This window comes from Polaromonas aquatica (genome assembly GCF_050626995.1).
In the GTDB taxonomy this organism is placed as follows: domain Bacteria; phylum Pseudomonadota; class Gammaproteobacteria; order Burkholderiales; family Burkholderiaceae_C; genus Polaromonas; species Polaromonas aquatica_A.
The window spans coordinates 1,536,152-1,554,336 of record NZ_CP192467.1; the positions used below are offsets into that span (position 1 = coordinate 1,536,152).

Annotated in this window: 17 protein-coding genes; 5 read left to right on the forward strand and 12 right to left on the reverse strand. The window is 62.0% G+C overall.

Annotated elements, in window-relative coordinates:
* Positions 1-28: 28 nt before the first annotated feature.
* The gene (dapB, locus tag ACQ4MS_RS07365; RefSeq protein ID WP_431098742.1) at positions 29-871 is read right to left on the reverse strand and encodes a 4-hydroxy-tetrahydrodipicolinate reductase; all 843 of its coding nucleotides are present in this window, start codon (positions 869-871) and stop codon (positions 29-31) included.
* Positions 868-1,440: an outer membrane protein assembly factor BamE gene (locus ACQ4MS_RS07370; RefSeq protein WP_431098743.1), complete on the reverse strand. Its 573-nt coding sequence runs from the start codon at positions 1,438-1,440 to the stop codon at positions 868-870. Before ACQ4MS_RS07370 ends, dapB begins: the two co-directional genes overlap by 4 nt.
* A 125-nt stretch (positions 1,441-1,565) precedes the next feature.
* Here ACQ4MS_RS07370 and fur point away from each other — a divergent pair, with 125 nt between their 5' ends.
* Positions 1,566-2,018: a ferric iron uptake transcriptional regulator gene (fur, locus tag ACQ4MS_RS07375; RefSeq protein ID WP_431098744.1), complete on the forward strand. Its 453-nt coding sequence runs from the start codon at positions 1,566-1,568 to the stop codon at positions 2,016-2,018.
* Positions 2,019-2,265: 247 nt separating this feature from the next.
* Here the strand turns inward: fur and hprK are convergent, their stop codons facing one another.
* The 3 genes from hprK to hpf all read right to left on the reverse strand — a co-directional run bounded on the left by hprK (position 2,266) and on the right by hpf (position 4,299).
* The gene (hprK, locus tag ACQ4MS_RS07380; RefSeq protein WP_431098746.1) at positions 2,266-3,216 is read right to left on the reverse strand and encodes an HPr(Ser) kinase/phosphatase; all 951 of its coding nucleotides are present in this window, start codon (positions 3,214-3,216) and stop codon (positions 2,266-2,268) included.
* A 29-nt stretch (positions 3,217-3,245) separates the two neighbouring features.
* Positions 3,246-3,719 (reverse strand): PTS sugar transporter subunit IIA, encoded by a 474-nt coding sequence (locus tag ACQ4MS_RS07385; protein ID WP_431098748.1) that lies wholly within the window; start codon positions 3,717-3,719, stop codon positions 3,246-3,248.
* 250 nt (positions 3,720-3,969) lie between these two features.
* The gene (gene hpf, locus ACQ4MS_RS07390; RefSeq protein WP_348049304.1) at positions 3,970-4,299 is read right to left on the reverse strand and encodes a ribosome hibernation-promoting factor, HPF/YfiA family; all 330 of its coding nucleotides are present in this window, start codon (positions 4,297-4,299) and stop codon (positions 3,970-3,972) included.
* A gap of 473 nt (positions 4,300-4,772) precedes the next feature.
* Between hpf and ACQ4MS_RS07395 the strand changes: the two genes are divergently transcribed.
* Together ACQ4MS_RS07395 and corA are read left to right on the forward strand one after the other, a co-directional pair.
* Positions 4,773-5,987, forward strand: a complete 1,215-nt coding sequence (locus ACQ4MS_RS07395; RefSeq protein WP_431098749.1) for a patatin-like phospholipase family protein — start codon at positions 4,773-4,775, stop codon at positions 5,985-5,987.
* 238 nt (positions 5,988-6,225) lie between these two features.
* Positions 6,226-7,215 (forward strand): magnesium/cobalt transporter CorA, encoded by a 990-nt coding sequence (gene corA, locus ACQ4MS_RS07400; protein ID WP_431098751.1) that lies wholly within the window; start codon positions 6,226-6,228, stop codon positions 7,213-7,215.
* A gap of 128 nt (positions 7,216-7,343) precedes the next feature.
* Here corA and ACQ4MS_RS07405 read toward each other — a convergent pair whose 3' ends face one another.
* The 6 genes from ACQ4MS_RS07405 to ACQ4MS_RS07430 all read right to left on the reverse strand — a co-directional run bounded on the left by ACQ4MS_RS07405 (position 7,344) and on the right by ACQ4MS_RS07430 (position 14,798).
* Positions 7,344-8,102, reverse strand: a complete 759-nt coding sequence (locus ACQ4MS_RS07405) for a 5'-methylthioadenosine/adenosylhomocysteine nucleosidase (RefSeq protein ID WP_431098753.1) — start codon at positions 8,100-8,102, stop codon at positions 7,344-7,346.
* Between the two features lie 109 nt (positions 8,103-8,211).
* Complete coding sequence (locus ACQ4MS_RS07410) at positions 8,212-9,888, reverse strand: long-chain-fatty-acid--CoA ligase (RefSeq protein WP_431099553.1); 1,677 nt, start codon at positions 9,886-9,888, stop codon at positions 8,212-8,214.
* Between the two features lie 188 nt (positions 9,889-10,076).
* Entirely contained in the window at positions 10,077-11,501 is a 1,425-nt protein-coding gene (locus tag ACQ4MS_RS07415; protein WP_431098754.1) for an NAD(P)(+) transhydrogenase (Re/Si-specific) subunit beta, read from the reverse strand.
* Positions 11,498-11,824, reverse strand: coding sequence for an NAD(P) transhydrogenase subunit alpha (locus ACQ4MS_RS07420; protein ID WP_431098756.1), 327 nt, complete (start codon positions 11,822-11,824; stop codon positions 11,498-11,500). The genes ACQ4MS_RS07415 and ACQ4MS_RS07420 overlap by 4 nt, the downstream gene beginning before the upstream one ends.
* Positions 11,825-11,900: 76 nt before the next feature.
* Positions 11,901-13,016, reverse strand: a complete 1,116-nt coding sequence (locus ACQ4MS_RS07425) for a Re/Si-specific NAD(P)(+) transhydrogenase subunit alpha (RefSeq protein WP_431098758.1) — start codon at positions 13,014-13,016, stop codon at positions 11,901-11,903.
* A gap of 246 nt (positions 13,017-13,262) precedes the next feature.
* The gene (locus ACQ4MS_RS07430) at positions 13,263-14,798 is read right to left on the reverse strand and encodes a CoA-acylating methylmalonate-semialdehyde dehydrogenase (protein ID WP_431098759.1); all 1,536 of its coding nucleotides are present in this window, start codon (positions 14,796-14,798) and stop codon (positions 13,263-13,265) included.
* A 158-nt stretch (positions 14,799-14,956) separates the two neighbouring features.
* Here ACQ4MS_RS07430 and ACQ4MS_RS07435 point away from each other — a divergent pair, with 158 nt between their 5' ends.
* A complete protein-coding gene (locus ACQ4MS_RS07435; protein WP_431098760.1) occupies positions 14,957-15,928 on the forward strand; it encodes a LysR family transcriptional regulator in 972 nt (323 codons plus the stop codon).
* A 71-nt stretch (positions 15,929-15,999) separates the two neighbouring features.
* Positions 16,000-16,524, forward strand: a complete 525-nt coding sequence (locus tag ACQ4MS_RS07440) for an NUDIX hydrolase (RefSeq protein ID WP_431098762.1) — start codon at positions 16,000-16,002, stop codon at positions 16,522-16,524.
* On the opposite strand, the gene ACQ4MS_RS07445 is transcribed toward ACQ4MS_RS07440, so the two are convergent.
* Entirely contained in the window at positions 16,518-18,119 is a 1,602-nt protein-coding gene (locus tag ACQ4MS_RS07445) for a glucan biosynthesis protein (protein ID WP_431098763.1), read from the reverse strand. The two genes, ACQ4MS_RS07440 and ACQ4MS_RS07445, sit on opposite strands and share 7 nt — an antisense overlap.
* Between the last annotated feature and the right edge of the window lie 66 nt (positions 18,120-18,185).

The following is an 18,185-nucleotide window of genomic DNA, read 5'->3' on the forward strand; positions in this document are numbered from 1 at the left end:
TGCAGCGCTGGCGTGACCGGCGCCGGATTCATTTTTTCAGGCCCAGCACATCAAACATGTCGAAAAGACCGGTGGCATGGGCGCCCAGGAACCGGGCCGCGCGCAGACTGCCCTGGGCATAGTTGCTGCGGCTTGACGACTTGTGGCTGATCTCTATGCGCTCTCCGGTGCCCAGGAACATGACGGTGTGGTCACCCACGACGTCGCCGCCGCGCACGGCGGAAAAGCCGATGGACAGCGGGTCGCGTTCGCCCGTCACGCCTTCGCGGGCATAGACGCCGCAGTCTTTCAGGTCGCGGCCCAGCGCTTCGGCGATGACCTCGCCCATCTTGAGCGCGGTGCCGGAGGGCGCGTCGACCTTGTGACGGTGGTGCGCTTCGACGATTTCGATGTCATAGCCCGTCGACAGGGCTTGGGCCGCCATCTCGAGCAGCTTGAACGTGACGTTGACGCCCACGCTCATGTTGGGTGCCATGACGATGGCAATGTCTTTGGCGGCCGCGGCGATTTCGGCTTTCTGCGCGTCGGAAAAACCGGTCGTTCCGATCACCAGCTTGACACCCAGCTCGCGGCAAACAGCCAGATGAGCCAAGGTGCCTTCAGGGCGTGTGAAGTCAATCAGTACGCCGGAATTTTCCAGGCCCTGGCGTATGTCAGCGCCGATGAGGACACCGCTGGCGCGACCAGTGAACGCGGCGGCGTCGATGCCGATAGACGGGCTGGCAGCTATATCGAGCGCGCCGGTCAGCTGGCAATCGGTACTGGCGTTGACCGCTTCAATCAGCATCTGGCCCATGCGGCCACTGGCACCCGCCACCGCGACCCGGTGCTGTCGGGCCTGGGTCGCCTGGATAGAGCTGGCCGCGCTCACTGTTTCGGGCTCTCGAGCGGCGGATAGGAGGCAGTCGGTGAGCCGGCAGGCACGCTGGCGGGCGCCGAAGCAGTTTCCGAAGCGGGCCTGGACTTGGCTGCGGCCTTGGTGAGCTGCTCCTCGGTGGCTTCCAGCACCGGGATTTCGCCCAGTTTGCGCTTGTTACCCAGTTTGGCGATGAATTCGCTCTCGCTGGGCATGGCGTCACCTTCAAAACGCTCCAGCTGGTCACCCTTGAAGAATACGGTGTACTTGTACGACTGGGGTTCCACGCCCTGGCGCTTCAGGGTGAAGACGTAATCCCAGCGATCCCCATGGAACAGGCTGGCCATCAGGGGTGTGCCCAGGATGGCCTTCACCTGGTCGCGTGCCATGCCCGGGCGAAGCAGCTCAACCTGCTCTTTGGAGACAAAATTGCCTTGGATAACGTCCACTTTATAGGGGGTGACCCAGTTAACCGGATTAATTGAACTGTCGCTCACCTTGCTCAGGCTGCCGCAGGATGCCAGTACCGTGCAGGCCAGAAGCAAGAGCGCGGTTTGGGCGCTGTAACGATGATTTGCAGGCATGGCTGACATAGTAAGGAGGTGTAGCGATATGATTGTTCATTGTAGCGGCTGGGGGCTCCCGGCCGGCACTCGCCCAGAAGGGTCGCACCACCGCTTTACACAGCGGTTTCACCCAGAGAGTTTCCATGAGCAACATTGACGAGTTGAAGAACACCGGTCTCAAGGCAACCCTGCCGCGCCTGAAAATCCTGGAAATTTTCCAGGCAGGCAAACAACGCCATATGACAGCCGAAGATGTGTTCCGCGTGTTGCTGGAAGACCGGTCGGACATCGGCCTGGCCACGGTCTACCGGGTGCTGACCCAGTTCGAGCAGGCCGGGCTGCTGAACCGCAGCAATTTCGAGTCGGGCAAAGCAGTCTATGAAATCAACGAAGGCCAGCACCATGACCACCTGGTCTGCCTGGATTGCGGCAAAGTTGAAGAGTTTTACGACGCCGAGATCGAAAAACGCCAGAACGCCGTCGCCAAGGGCAAAGGTTTCGCCATTGCCGACCATTCGCTGTCGATCTATGCCAACTGCACCAAGGACAAGTGCCCCAACCGCACCGGCACACCGGTGCGGCACCATCACGCTTGATTTTTGAGTAAAAATGACCCTAGCCCGTTACCGGCGTGGGCAGGCAGCTATCAACTTGATAGCAGATGGATTGAGACGGCGAAGGTGTGAAGAAACCGTAGCGAGCGGTTCGAGGTCGCGCTGAGGACCGGAGCTGGAAACCGCCAGGTTTCTGTACCAGCAGGGGCCGCGGAACTGGCTTTGCCGGGCCGCAGGCGCAGCTGCCCCCTCGGGGGCAGCGCATTACACGCAGTGAAAAGCGTGGGGGCTAATCATCCTGTTCCATGGCCTTGCGGTGCCGTTCCACAAATTCCTGGTAGGTATTGATGCCGCGGAGCTGCAGAATCGCATTGCGCACTGCGGCCTCAACCAGCACGGCGATATTGCGGCCCGCCTCCACCTGGATGATGACCTTGCGCACGGGAATGCCCAGCACGTCCTGTGTCAGTGGCTCGTAGGGAATGCGTTCATAGTCGCGCTCCAGGGTCTCGCGGCGCACCAGGTGCACGATCATTTTGAGGCGCATCTTGCGGCGAACCGCCGTCTCGCCAAAAATGGCCTTGATGTCCAGCAGGCCGATACCCCGCACTTCCAGCAGGTTCTGCAGGAGTTCGGGGCAACGCCCCTCAATCGTGGTCTGGTTGATCCGGTACAGGTCCACCGCGTCGTCGGCCACCAGGCCGTGCCCGCGTGAGATCAGCTCCAGGCCCAGCTCGCTTTTGCCCAGACCGGATTCACCGGTGATCATGACGCCCAGGCCCAGGATATCCATGAACACGCCATGCATTGAGGTGCGGTCGGCAAAGTGTTTGGACAAATAGGCCCGAAGCACGTCAATGACGAAAGCAGCGGACTCCGGCGTGGAAAACATGGGCAACTGCGCACGCTCACACATCGACAGCAGCGTGTCCGGCGCAGTCTGCCCATCGGCAACCACCAGCACGGGAGGCTCCAGCGTGATGATGCGCGAAATGCGGCGGGCGCAGTCCTCGGGGCTGGCATTGGTAAGGTAGGCAACCTCGCGCTCGCCCAGGATCTGAACGCGATAGGGATGGATGTAATTAAGGTAGCCGACCAGGTCGGCGCCGGAGCGCGCGGCACGCACGGCCACTTCGTCAAAGCGCCGTTCGGATGCCCCAAGGCCAGCCACCCATTCCCACTTCAGGGCGGCGCGGTGATCTTCAAATAAAACGTCGGCGCTGACAACGGTGGGCTTCATGCCGTCCTGTGATTCGGGACAGGCCCGTACTAAGAACTGACTTCGTGGACAGAGTGCCAGGAAGCGATCAGGTTGTGCAGTCCAGCGGCATCGGTGCTGCTCTTGAGTTGCTCGCGCAAGGTGCTGTCGCTGAGCAACTCGGCAATTTCCGAAAGGATTTCAAGGTGCTTCTGCGTGGCGGCTTCGGGGACCAGCAAAAAAATCAGCAAGGCCACGGCCTGTTCATCCGGCGCATCAAAGCCAATGGGCGACTGCAGCAGAAAAACCGCGGCCATGGGCGCTTTAAGGCCCTTGATGCGGCCGTGCGGAATCGCCACACCGTGGCCAAGCCCGGTGGAACCCAGGCGCTCACGTGCGAACAGGCTGTCAGTGATCAACGCGCGGTTCAGGCCGTGCTGGTTTTCAAACAGCAATCCGGCTTCTTCAAAAGCACGTTTCTTGCTGGTCGCTTCAACACGAACCAGAACCTGGGAGGAGGGCAAAATTTGCGAAAGACGGTTCATAACAATCTTTTAGTCGCCGAATTATGCACTTTGCAGCGGGTTGACTGCAAAAAATGGCATAAAAAAGCCGCTTGACGACACAAGCGGCTTTTGCACCTGTTTTGCACTGGCCCTGCAGGCGCCCCGCAACTCACTACTTCGAGGACGGCCTGCGGCGGGGGTTTGCGCCTTCACACTACAGGGAATCTGCAGGAAATACGGCTCCTTCCGGTAGCCGTACACCGCGCAAAGGCAATACCGGTGGGAGCCTTCAGGCCTGACGCTTGGCGGCAACGTGGTGGTGATCCTGGGTTTTGGTTTTGTAACGTCCAACCTGGCGGTCCAGCTTGTCCGTCAACTCATCAACGGCGGCGTAAAGATCAGCGTGGGAACTCTCGGCAAACAGGTCGCGGCCCTTGACATGCACATTGCATTCAGCCCGCTGGCGTCTTTCCTTTTCTTTCATGTTGTCCACTGTCAACAGGACTTTTACATCTACTACCTGGTCGAAATGCCGGGTAATCCGATCCAGCTTGCTTGTCACATAACCGCGCAGCGCGGGGGTAACTTCAAGATGGTGGCCGCTGATCGTCAAGTTCATAAAGAGACTCCTATTCCAAGGTTGGAGCTGGGTTGAAAACACTGCAGGGCCCATGCGGCGAAGCAGCAGACGGGGACACTCTCTTGGATTTACTATGCGCGCTATACCCTGCAATTGCAACCTTGCGCTGCAATAAATAATGAAACCTTATGAAAAACACCTTGACCCTCATTTCGCAGCGCGTGGCAGTGCCAGCGCTTCATCCCGCCGAGGCCTGAGAGCCCTTGATTCTTCTGGCTTTTCCGCGGCCTCATACGGCGCAGCGGCTGGGGCAGCACGCTTGCAGGAAGTCCTCCGTGTCGGCATCATGCTGAAACAATTGACTTTGGACTTTGCCCGCGGTGACCTGCAGCCGCGAGCCATGGCAAAACAATCAAAAAGAAGTTCCCGCCGCGGTCCAAAACCATAACAACCAGCCATACCAGCGATGCCCCCCTTGTTTTCAACGCGTTCGCCGCACATCCGGCCCGGCCATGTCGCTTGAAACCATCATTTCCTCCGCGCTGACCCGGCCTGACGAGGATCAAAATGCACTCGTCCTCATGGGCGGCGGTGCACGCACCGCCTACCAAGCGGGTGTGCTGCACGCCCTGTCGACCATGCTCGGTTTGCAGGGCGGCGCGGCCAACCAGACATTCCCGTTCAAGATACTGGTGGGCACCTCGGCTGGCGCACTGAATGCCGCCTTTCTCGCCGCCCGTGCCGGTGAGGGTTTGCAGGCGTTTGGCCAGCTGGCCAGTTTCTGGACCACCTTGCGCTCGTCACAGGTCTACAAACTCAAGGTTCCGGCATGGATCCGCTCAAGCCGGATTGCGGCAGCGCTGTTTTTATCGCAGCAGGTGCGTGCGCAGCAGTCCCTGCTGGACAACACCCCTCTGGTCGATACCTTGCACCACGCCATCTCGCTGAGCCATATCGACCAGGCCCTCCAGGAAAAAACCCTTCATGCGCTGGCCATCACAGCGTCCAGCTATAGCAGCGGCCTGCACTGGACGTTTTGCCAGATGGCCGCCGGCCGCCATGCCGACCTGTGGAGCCGGCCGGGCCGGCGAGCGGAGTTTCAACCCGTCACCATCGAACACCTGATGGCCTCCAGCGCCATCCCTTTCCTGTTCCCTTCCACGCCGCTTTGGGTGGATGGTCACCGCGAGTATTTTGGAGATGGCTCCATGCGCCAGAGTTCGCCCCTGTCGCCGGCCCTGCACCTGGGGGCAAGCAAAGTGCTGGTGATTGGGGTCGGGCAGCCCGAGCGTGCCGGTTTTGTGGGCGGCAACGGGCCCAGCGTAAGCGGCAAGCCGACGCTGGGCGCCATTGCCGGCCACGCCATGGCCAGCGTGTTTCAGGACACGCTGCAGGCTGACGTGGAACAAGCCCAGCGCGTGAGCAAGACCGTGCGGCAAATGCCGAGGGAAATCGCGGCCGTCATGCCCTACCGGCCCGTAGACATCCTGGCGATCGCGCCTTCGCAGTCACTCGACGCGCTGGCCCAGGCCCACGCGGGCGAACTGCCGGCCGGCACCTACAACGCGCTCGCAGGCCTTGGTGCGCTGGGCGCCAAAGGCAGCCCGGGAGGCGCCGCGCTGGCGAGCTACCTGCTTTTCGAGCCGGGCTTTGTGAAGGCGCTGATGGCCTTGGGAGAGCGCGATGCCTATGCACGCAAAAGCGAACTCATCGACTTCTTTATGTAGAACCGACGGTGGATAAACCAGGATTGGAATGCCATAATCGCCGCTTATTCATTACGGAGAAATCCTTGGAAAGCAGCCCTAGTCGCTAGCTTTCAACACCGCAGACTGACGCAGGCTTGCAAAGGCTGGCGCTGAAGGGGGTTGAAAGCGACGCCACATCCCACCGCCCTTTACCGCGCTTTGCGCAAGGCCCCGCCGCATGCCTTGCGCACGCTCCTGAACCGATAGGCAGCCAGTCATGCTCAATATTTTCACGCTTGCCAACGGCCGGCTTTTCCAGGAAGAAATCGAGTCCCTGGAAGAACTCTCGAAATTCCAGCCCATCTGGGTCGACCTGGAATCTCCCACCCTCGAAGAAAAACGCTGGATCAAGCAGTACTACGGCCTGTCCATTCCCGAAGACGCTATGGACGAGGACATCGAGGAGTCCGCGCGTTTCTATGAAGAAGACAACGGCGAACTGCACATCCGCTCCGACTTCCTCATCGCCGATGATGCCGAGCCGCGCACGGTGCGTGTCGCCTTCATCCTGAACCTGGTCAACGACGACCTCAAAAGCAAGGGCGTGCTGTTTTCCATCCACGATGAGGATGTACCGGTGTTCAGGCTGCTGCGCATGCGCGCGCGCCGTGCACCCGGACTGATTGAAGACGCCAAGGAAGTGCTGCTCAAGCTGTTTGACGCCGATGCGGAGTATTCGGCCGATACGCTGGAAGGCGTTTATGTCGAGCTCGAAAAGGTCAGTGCGCAGGTGCTGTCGGGCGATGTGACCGACGCCCTGGCCGGTGAAGTGCTGGGCGCCATCGCACGCCACGAAGACCTGAACGGCCGGATCCGCCGCAACATGATGGACACGCGCCGCGCCGTGAGCTTCATGATGCGCAGCAAAATGCTCAATGCCGAGCAGTTCGAGGAGGCGCGTCAGATTCTGCGCGACATCGACTCGCTCGATTCACACACCGCCTTCCTTTTCGACAAGATCAACTTCCTGATGGACGCGACGGTCGGTTTCATCAACATCAACCAGAACAAGATCATCAAGATCTTCTCGGTGGCCAGCGTTGCCCTGTTGCCACCCACGCTGATCGCCAGTGTGTACGGCATGAACTTCAAGGGCTACTTCCCCGAACTGGAATGGGCTTATGGCTACCCGTATGCACTGGGGCTGATGATTGCGAGCGCGGTGGTGCCCATGTGGTACTTCAGGAAGCGCGGCTGGCTGCAATAAGGCGGTCTCCCGCGTTCCGGACCGCTTGGGGCGGCTCTGAGTTGGCCTGTGGCGCTGAATTTTGTACGAAATAAGCCTCCAGCCCAATAAAGACCAGCGCGAACAGCTATCAAATTAATAGCATTCGTTCAGGCAGAAATTTCCGGCAGCAGCTTTTCGACAATGGCGCGCGCATAGACGCTGGCCACTTCTGCCACAAATGCCGGAAAGTCCACGTGCGCGGTGTCGTCGGCACGGTCGGAAATCGTTCTCACCGACGCAAACGCCACGCCGTAGTCATGGCAAACCTGCGCCACGGCCGCGCCCTCCATCTCGACCGCCAGCGGCGTATGGCCTGCAGCCATCAGCCCTGCACGGATACCGGCTGCTTCCTGGGCGCCGCAGACAAAGCGATCACCGCTGATCATCAGCCCGCGATGGACGCGCGCAGATGGATACGCCGGCACCGTACCGGCAGCCAGCGCCGCCGCGTGCAACAACGCCGTCAATGCTGCGTTGCTTTCAAAAACCGTCCTGCCATACAGCGGCACTTCATAACGGGGAAACAGCGGTGATGCATCCATGTCATGCTGCACAAAACTGTCGGCCACCACCACATCGCCCACATTCACGCTTTCGCCCAGCCCGCCGGCTACACCGGTAAAGATAATGCGGCCGACTTTGAAGTGCTCGATCAGCGCGACTGCCGTGGTGGTTGCCGCCACCTTGCCGATGCGTGCCAGCACCAGCACGACGGGGTGGCCGTGCAGGATGCCAAGCCAGAACTCACGGCCAGCGTGCTTTACCCGCCGCGCGTTTTCCAGCAGATCAATCAGGCCGGACTGTTCTTCGGCAAGGGCGCTGAGGATGGCGGTGGGGGCTTGGGGAAATGTGTCAACGGAAGTCATGCCCTGATTCTGCCCGTGCTTTCAATACTAGCGCCCAGAAAAAAGGGCAGCCTGCGCCGCCCTCTAGAAAACTTGCCGCGCAAGCGCGGCGAGCTCTGAAACTTGCTGTTTATTTTTTGTCGCGCAGTTCGCGGCGAAGGATTTTGCCGACCGGTGTCTTGGGCAGATCGGTGCGGAACTCCACCACCTTGGGCTGTTTATAGCCGGTCAGGTTGGTCTTGCAGTATTCGCGCACCTGGGCTTCGGTCAGGTCGGGGTTTTTCTTGACGATGACGAGTTTCACGGCTTCGCCGGACTTCTCGTCGGCCACGCCCACGCAGGCGCATTCCATCACGCCCTCGAGCTTGGAGACCACGTCTTCGATCTCGTTCGGGTAGACGTTGAAGCCGCTCACCAGGATCATGTCTTTCTTGCGGTCGACGATCTTGAAGAAGCCGTTTTCATCGAGCACGCCGATGTCGCCGGACTTGAAGTAGCCGTCGGGTGTCATGACCTTGGCCGTCTCATCGGGGCGCTGCCAGTAGCCTGCCATGACCTGCGGGCCCTTGATGGCGATCTCGCCGGGCTGGCCGGGCGGCACTTCGTTGCCGTCGTCGTCAAGCAGCTTGAAGTAAGTGCCGGGAATCGGCACGCCGATGGTGCCGGTGAAGGCCTTGCTGTTGGTCGGGTTGCAGCTGGCCGAGGGTGAGGTCTCGGACAGGCCGTAGCCTTCGCAGACGGGGCAACCGGTTTTTTCGAGCCACAGCTTGGCGACCGCGCCCGTGACCGCCATGCCGCCGCCGAGCGAAATCTTCAGGTGCGACCAGTCGACCGTGTTGAAGTCAGGGTGGTTGGCCAGGCCGTTGAACAGCGTGTTGACCGCGGGAAAGCTGTTGATCTTGTGCTTGGACAGCTCTTTGAGCACCGCGGGCAAGTCGCGCGGATTGGGGATCAGGATGTTTTTGCCGCCGGTCCGCATGCCCAGCATCATGTTCACCGTGAAGGCGAAGATGTGATACAGCGGCAGCGCGCAGACATACGTGAGCTGCTGGTCGGACGGCAAGGCGGCCATGGCCGGGCTGTTCCAGGCTTCGGACTGCAACACGTTGGCGATCACGTTGCGGTGCAGCAGGACGGCGCCTTTGGAGACACCGGTAGTGCCGCCGGTGTACTGGAGCACGGCGACATCTTCGGGCTTGATGTCGGGGCGCTTGAGCGTCAGGCGCGTGCCTTGCGCGACGGCGTCGTTAAAACGCACGGCGCCGGGCAGGTTGAAGGGCGGCACCATTTTCTTGACGTTGCGCACCACATAGTTGACGAGTGCACCCTTGAGCATGCCCAGCTGGTCGCCCATGGCGCACAGCACCACGTGCTTGACCGGCGTGGCGGCAATGCACTGCTCCAGCGTATTGGCGAAGTTCTCGATGATGACAATCGCCTTGGAGCCCGAATCCTTGAGCTGGTGCTCCAGTTCGCGCGGGGTGTACAGCGGGTTGACATTGACCACCACATACCCGGCGCGCAGGATGGCGGCCACGGCCACCGGGTACTGCGGCACGTTGGGCATCATGATGGCGATGCGGTCGCCCTTGGCCAGGCCCAGGCTCTGCAGGTAGGCGCCGAAGGCGAGCGACAGGCTGTCCGTCTGGCCGAAGGTGACGTCCTTGCCCATGAAGCTGTAGGCCACGCGGCTGCCGTACTTCTTGAAGCTTTCCTCCATCAGCGCGACCAGCGACGGGTACTGGGACGCGTCGATATCGGTAGGAACGCCCGGTGGATAGGCTTTGAGCCATGGGCGGTCAATCACCCCTGGGTTGATCGCTGCATTCATGTTTGTCTTCTCCATTACGTGTTGCTTACTGCCATGGATTCTCATGGTGTGCCCTCTTCGTGGCTATTGCGTTTTCCCTAGGAAAACCGGGAAATCAGGAGGGAAAGCTCTCTAAATCAGCAGAGGCCCGCAGCGCAGAGCCGCGGGAACCCGGTGGCCAGGGCTTATTCGATGGCCTTACCCATGTCTTCGATCACTTTTTTGGCATCGCCGAACACCATCATGGTCTTGTCCATGTAGAAAAGTTCGTTGTCCAGGCCCGCATAGCCGGCCGCCATGGAGCGCTTGTTGACGATGACCGTCTTGGCCTTGTAGGCCTCCAGGATGGGCATGCCGTAGATGGCGCTGCCCTTGACGTGCGCGGCAGGGTTCACCACGTCGTTGGCGCCCAGGATGATGGCGACGTCGGCCTGGCCGAACTCGGCGTTGATGTCTTCCATTTCATGCACCTGGTCGTAAGGCACTTCGGCCTCGGCCAACAGCACGTTCATGTGGCCCGGCATGCGGCCGGCCACCGGATGGATGGCGTATTTGACGTTGACGCCCTTCTCGATGAGCTTTTGCGCGAGTTCCTTGACCGAATGTTGCGCACGCGCGACCGCCAGGCCGTAGCCCGGCACGATGATCACGGTTTCCGCATTGCCCAGGATGAAGGCCGCATCGTCAGCGGAGCCCGACTTGACGGGACGCTGTTCCTTGGCACCCGCGGCGGCCGTACCGGCCTCACCGCCGAAACCGCCCAGGATCACGTTGAAGAAGGAGCGGTTCATCGCCTTGCACATGATGTACGAAAGGATGGCGCCCGACGAGCCGACCAGCGAGCCGGCGATGATCAGCATGGAGTTGTTGAGCGAAAAACCAATACCGGCCGCCGCCCAGCCCGAGTAGCTGTTGAGCATGGACACCACCACCGGCATGTCGGCGCCGCCGATCGGGATGATGATCAGCACGCCCATCACGAAGCTCAGCGCCAGCATGACAAAAAACGCGGTCCAGTTGCCGGTCAGCATGAAGGTCAGGCCCAGGCCAATGGTGACCAGACCCAGCACCAGGTTCAGCATGTGCTGGCCGGAGAAGGTGACCGGCGCGCCCTGGAACAGGCGGAACTTGTACTTGCCGCTGAGCTTGCCGAAGGCAATGACCGAGCCGCTGAAGGTAATCGCGCCGATGGCCGCACCCAGGAAAAGCTCCAGCCGGTTACCTGCGGGAATCGGCTGGCCCTTGGCAACGATGCCGAAAGCATGAGGTTCAGCAACGGCTGCGACACCGATGAACACTGCGGCAAGGCCGATCATGCTGTGCATGAAGGCGACCAGCTCAGGCATCTTGGTCATCTCGACGCGCTTGGCCATCAGCGTACCTGCGGTGCCGCCGACCAGCAGGGCGCTCAATACATAGACCATGCCCACGGCCTTGCCGCCTGAGGTTTCAACAATCAGCGCACCGGTCGTCAGCACGGCAATCGTCATGCCGGCCATGCCGAAGATGTTGCCGCGTATCGACGTGGTCGGGTGGGACAGGCCCTTGAGCGCCTGGATGAAAAAGACCGAAGCCACCAGGTACAGCAGCGTGACGAGGTTCATGCTCATTTGGCGGCTCCTTCAGCGGGCGCGGCAGCTTTCTTGTCTTTCTTGCGGAACATCTCCAGCATGCGGCGCGTCACCAGAAAGCCGCCGAAGACGTTCACCGCCGCCAGCGCCACCGCCAGCCAACCCATGGTTTTACCGAGAGGGGTTTCGGTCAGCGCGGCCGCCAGCATGGCGCCCACGATCACGATGGCCGAAATCGCATTGGTCACCGCCATCAGCGGCGTGTGCAGGGCCGGCGTGACGGTCCACACCACGTGGTAACCCACGTAGATGGCCAGTACAAAAATAATCAGGTTGATGATGGTGGGTGACACTGCATCCATGGTCTTCTCCGAGAGCTGCGCCGGCTGGCGCCGGCTTGTTACGTTGGGTCCGAAGGGTCCGGTCGGTCCGGTGCGCTTATTTACGTTTGACGTCGCCGCCCTGCGTCATCAGGCAGGCTGCCACGATGTCGTCTTCGAGGTCGATCTTCAGTTCACCCTCTTTGGTGATGATGAGCTTGAGGAAGTCGAGCAGGTTGCGCGCGTACAGCGCGCTGGCATCGGCGGCGACAAGCGCCGGCACATTGGTTTCACCGATCAGGGTCACACCGTGCTTGACCACGGTCTTGCCGGCTTCGGTGAGCGGGCAGTTTCCGCCCTGCGGCGCGGCCAGGTCGACGATCACGCTGCCGGGCTTCATGGCCTTGACCATGTCCTCGGTAACCAGCACCGGGGCCGCGCGGCCCGGAATCAGCGCCGTGGTGATGACCACGTCGGCCTGCGCCACGCGCTTGGCGACCTCGGCCTTTTGCCGTTCCAGCCAGCTCGGCGGCATGGGTTTGGCATAACCACCCACACCGACGGCGGCTACGCGCTCTTCGTCGGTCTCATAGGGCACGTCAATGAACTTGCCGCCCAGCGATTCGACCTGCTCCTTCACGCTGGGGCGCACGTCGCTGGCCTCGATGACCGCGCCCAGGCGCTTGGCCGTGGCGATGGCCTGCAGGCCGGCCACGCCGACACCCAGGATCACCACGCGCGCGGCCTTGACCGTGCCGGCCGCCGTCATCAGCATGGGGAAGAAACGCTGGTAGCGGTCGGCCGCCATCATCACGGCCTTGTAGCCGGCGATATTGGCCTGGGAGGACAGCACGTCCATGCTTTGCGCGCGGCTGGTGCGCGGCGCGGCTTCGAGCGCGAACGATGTCAGCTTGCCCGCGGCCAGGCGCTGCAGGCCGGCGGCGTCAAAAGGGTTGAGCATGCCGACCAGCACGCCGCCGGCTTTGGCTAGGCCCATTTCGCTGTCCAGCGGGCAACGCACCTTGAGGACGATGTCGGCGCTGTAAGCGCCTGCTGCATCGGTGATTTCCGCGCCGACGGCGGTGTAAGCCTCGTCGGGAACGCTGGCTGCCACGCCAGCGCCCGACTGCACGCGAACGGTATGCCCCTGGGCCTTGAGTTTTTTGGCCGTTTCAGGCGTGATGGCGACGCGTGTTTCTCCGGCCGTGATTTCGGCGGGTACCCCAATGAGCATGGGTCTCTCCTCAGTACGTTGGTGTTGGTTTGATTGACGTCAGCCCAGGACGGGCTTGCGCGCGATCTGCTTTGGTATGTCTGTCTGCGTATCCGTTTTTGTACCTGTCATGAAGCTTACATGAGTTTTTTGCAAATTTTTGTCAGGGCAGTCTACAGTTTTTGACCCGAGTCAAGCCGCGCAATAAAAAAGCCCCACCGGCCAGCGCATGGCGGGTGAGGCTGGCTTGCCTTGATGGCTGAAGCGCTATTTGGCTGTAGGCATCACGAACTCGGCGCCCTTGCCGATGCTCTCGGGCCAGCGCTGCATGATGGACTTTTGCTTGGTATAGAAGCGCACGCCTTCTTCGCCATAGGCGTGCATGTCGCCGAAGAGGCTCTTTTTCCAGCCGCCGAACCCGTGCCACGCCATGGGCACCGGAATCGGCACATTGATGCCGACCATTCCGACTTCGATGCGGCGGCTGAATTCGCGCGCCACGTTACCGTCGCGGGTAAAGCAGCTCACGCCGTTGCCGAACTCATGGGCGTTGATAAGGTTCACCGCCTCGGCGAAGTCTTTGACGCGCACACAGCCCAGCACCGGGCCGAAGATTTCTTCCTTGTAGATGCGCATCCCGGGCGTGACGTGGTCAAACAGCGTGCCACCCATCCAGAATCCCTTGTCGCAGCCCTTGCCGGCCTTGGCGCCAGTGAAGGTGCGGCCGTCGACCAGCAGTTTGGCGCCTTCTTTCACACCGGTGTCGATATAGCCGGTGATGCGCTGGTGCGCGGCCGATGTGACGATGGGACCCATCTCTGCGTCAAGTTCCACACCGTTTTTGATCACCAGTGTTTTGGCGCGCGCTTCCAGCATGGGAATGAGCTTCTCAGCCACATTGCCCACCAGCACGGCCACCGAGATCGCCATGCAGCGCTCGCCAGCCGAGCCGTAACCCGCGCCTATCAGCGCATCCACCGCCTGCTCGAGGTCGGCGTCAGGCATGACCACCATGTGGTTCTTTGCACCGCCCAGGGCCTGCACGCGCTTGCCGTGGCGCGCGCCGGTTTCGTAGATGTAGTTGGCGATCGGGGTGGAGCCGACGAAGGACACGGCCTTCACATCCGGGTGCACCAGCAGCGCATCGACCGCTTCCTTGTCGCCCTGCACCACATTGAAGACGCCGTCGGGCAAGCCGGCCTGCTTGAGCAGGTCGGCCATGAAGAGGCTGGGGCTCGGATCGATCGGGCTGGGCTTCAGGACAAAACAGTTGCCGGCGGCGATCGCCACCGGGAACATCCACATCGGCACCATCACAGGGAAGTTGAAGGGCGTGATGCCGGCCACCACACCGAGCGGCTGGCGCAGCGTCCAGTTATCGATGCCGGTGGAGACCTGGTCGGTGAAGTCGCCCTTGAGAAGTTGGGGGATGCCGCAGGCGAATTCCACGATGTCGATGCCTCGCGAGACCTCGCCTTGTGCATCAGTGAAGACCTTGCCGTGTTCGGCGGTGATCATGTGGGCCAGCTTGTCCTTGTTCTGGTTCAGCAGCTCCAGGAATTTGAACAGCACACGCGCGCGGCGCAGCGGCGGCGTGTCCGCCCACGCCGGGAAGGCCGCCTGCGCGGACGCCACGGCAGCATCGACTTCCGCCGTGCTGGCCAGCGCCACATGGCCTGATACCGCCCCTGTCGCGGGGTTAAAGACTTCCTGGCTGCGGCCCGACGAAGGCGCGGCGACGCGCCCGTTCAGGTAGTGGCCTATGGTGGCCTGAGGAGCGGTGGCGGCGGGGGATAAAGACATGGGGGAATCCTCTGGAAGGGCCTGGCGGCGGGTTGCAAGCGCCGAAAGGGTCGGCTTGATGGCAGTCTAGGCGCGCGGGGCCGGATTGATAACTCCCTCATTTGTGATTACATTGTTCATATTTTTGAACAATCACCCGCCCTTAGGGCGCTTTACCGATGTCCTCCGACCAGCTTTCTCCCCTTGTGGCCGACCTGCACCTGCTGACCGTGCTGGCTGCCACCCGCAGCTTCACCGAGACGGCGCGACGCCTTGGTGTCTCCAAGGCCTCGGCCAGCATGCGCATCAGCGAACTGGAGCGCGCCGCAGGCGTGACGCTGGTGCGGCGCACCACACGTTCGGTAGGCTTGACCGAGGCCGGCCAGCAGCTGGTCAACGGCATGCAGCCGGCCTTCAACCGCATCAGCGAGAGCTATTCGGCCGTGAAAGACCTGGTGGGCACGCCGCGCGGGCTGATCCGCGTGACGGCGCCGGTCGCGCTGGGACGCCAGCACCTGGCGCCCTGCGTGGCGGCCTTCCTCAAGCGATTTCCCGACATCCACATCGAGCTCGAGCTGACCGACCGTTTTGTGAACCTGGCCAACGAGGGCTTTGACCTGGCGATACGCCACACCAACGCGCCGCCCGACACCCATGTGGCGTGGGTGCTGTGCGAGACGCGCTCCACCCTGCTGGCCAGCCCCGACTACCTGGCGCGGCGCGGCATACCCACGCAGCCGGCGGAACTCGCCGCGCACGACTGCCTGCTCTACCTGGGCAGCCACAACACCGCGAGCTGGACCTTTGTGCGCAGCGGCAAGCGCAAATCGCGCGAGCAGGTCGGCGTCAACATCACCGGCACCCTGAAAGCCAACAACAGCGAGGTCCTGCGCGAAGCGCTGATAGCCGGCCTGGGCATTGGCCTGCTGCCGGACTTCAGCGTGCCTGCGGGCGGCGGGGCTTCATCGGGACGGCCGCCCCTGGTGCACGTGCTGCCCGACTGGCAGGTGCAGGGTTTTTTCGGCGAGCGCATCTACGCCCTGCGGCCCTGGTCGGCCCAGGTGCCCAAAGCGGTGCAGTATTTTGTCGAGCACCTGCGCGAAAGCTTTGCCCGGGGATTCGGCGCCGCCCACACGGCGCCGATGCCCTAGAGCCCCGCTCGCCCGGGCCGGGAAAAAAATACCCGGAAGAACTGTCATCCGCGACACGGATAATCACGGCCATGAACAATCGATGGAAGCCCAGCGTCACGGTCGCTGCGGTCATAGAAAAAATAATCGACGGCGTCCCCAAATTCCTGCTGGTGGAAGAGGAAACCCGGGACGGCCTGAAACTCAACAACCCCGCCGGCCACCTGGACCCGGGCGAAAGCCCGGTGCAGGGCTGCGCCCGCGAAACGCTGGAAGAAACCGCCTTCCACTTCAAGCCCACCGCCATCGTCGGCGTCTACCTGTCGCGCTTCGAGCGGGCCATACCCGGCCAGGACGAGCCGCTGGACATCACCTACCTGCGCTTCGCGTTCTGCGGCGAACTCGGTGAGCACATGCCCGGCCAGGCGCTGGACGAAGGTATTGTGCGCACCCTGTGGCTGACGGCCGACGAAATCCGGGCCAGCGTCCCCATGCACCGCAGCCCCCTGCTGCTGACTTGCATGGAAGACTACCTGGCCGGCAAGCGCTACCCGCTGGGGCTGGTGACCACGGATCCCAGCGTGCATGCACCGCTGGGCCAGCGCAGTCCTCAGTAGAGAATCCGCTGCGCCACCGGCGGCGGCGTCCATTGGTACAGCCAGGTTTCCGTCATTGACTGGCCGTCGACCTGCAAATGCATGCGCAGGTTGATGGGCGCCGTGCTGTCGCCATCAGGGCGCAGATCGAACATGGCGCGCCATCCCTTGATGGCATCCAGCGGCCGGGCCGACGTCAATTCAATCGTGCCGCGCGAGGCGGTGATCACGGCCTTGACCTGGGCCCCGCGGTTCAGCAAGGCGAAGTCTCCGCCCGCAAAATCGACCGCAAACCGCCGTGAGTAGGCAGTGCGCTTCTGCCCGACCACGCCGCCGAGGCCGGTGCGCGTGGCCACGCAACGCGCCAGCGGGCCTTGCGCGGCGGGCGGCTCGCCACCCCAGTGCAGCCGGTAAGAAAAGAGCAGCTCCTGCCCTGCCTGCGGCTTATCTTTCGGGTTCCAGAAGGCCACGATGTTGTCAAAGGTTTCGTCCACGGTCGGGATTTCCACCAGCTGTACCGTGCCCGCGCCCCAGCCGGCCCTGGGCTCGACCCACAGGCTCGGGCGTTTTTCATAGAACACACCGTCGTCCTGGTAATGGTCAAAGTTCCGGTCGCGCTGCATCAGGCCAAAACCGCGCGGATTGTTGTCCTGGAAGGCGTTGAACTGCAGTTGCGCCGGGTTGGTCAACGGGCGCCACAGCCATTCGCCCGTGCCGCTGTGCATGGCCAGGCCGTCGGTGTCGTGGATTTCCCCACGCCAGTCCCAGCCCATGCGCCTGTCGTTCTCGCCGGTCTGGAACATGCTGGTGCACGGCGCAATGCCCAGGCGGTCAATGGTTTTGCGCGGGTACAGCGCTACGTCCAGGTCCATGATCTGCGTGTCGCCGGGCGTGATCACAAAGCGGTAGGCACCGCTGACGCTCGGCGAGTCCAGCAACGCATAAACGGTCAGCGAAGCGGATTTCGGGTCCGGTTTTTCGAGCCAATAGCCAATGAAATCCGGGAACTCTTCCGGGAAAGGTTGCGCCGTGTCGATGGCCAGGCCCCGTGCCGACTGGCCATACTGCCATTCGCCGCCCACGGCGCGAAAGTAGCTCGCGCCGAGGAATGCCGCCACGTCACGCACAGGATCGGTATGAAAATTCAGGCGAAAGCCGGCAAAACCGAGATCAGCGGGCAGTTTGTCGCCCCGCACGCCGCTTTTCCCGTAATCAAACATGGCCGGGTCGTAGGCCAGTTCCTGCGCCTGGCCGTTGCTCACTTCATGCATGCGCACCGGCGTCTTGTAAAACAGGCCGAGGTGGAAAAACTTCGCCACGAAACGCAGCTTGTCATCGCCCCACAAGGCATGGTCGTCCCGAAAGCGGATGGCCTGGTGCTGGTCCCAGTTCAGGTCCGAAATACCGGCCGGCAAGGCCGTTGACCGGGGCCGGTAGGGTTTGGCCGACAGCTCGCGCGCCTGGCCCTTGAGAGTCGCGTAGTCGAAAGCCTGGGCCTTGCCCACGGGTTTGAGGCCTGCGGCCTGGGCCAGTGACGAAAGCCATGGCAGCCCGGTGGCCATGCCGGCAGCCGTGACGGCCTGCCCGGTACGGGAAAGAAAGTGACGTCGTTGCAAAGTGGCAGCTCCTGCAAAAATGAGGCTTTCCATTGTGCTGGAAACGACTGCGCCGGCGCGGTGCGG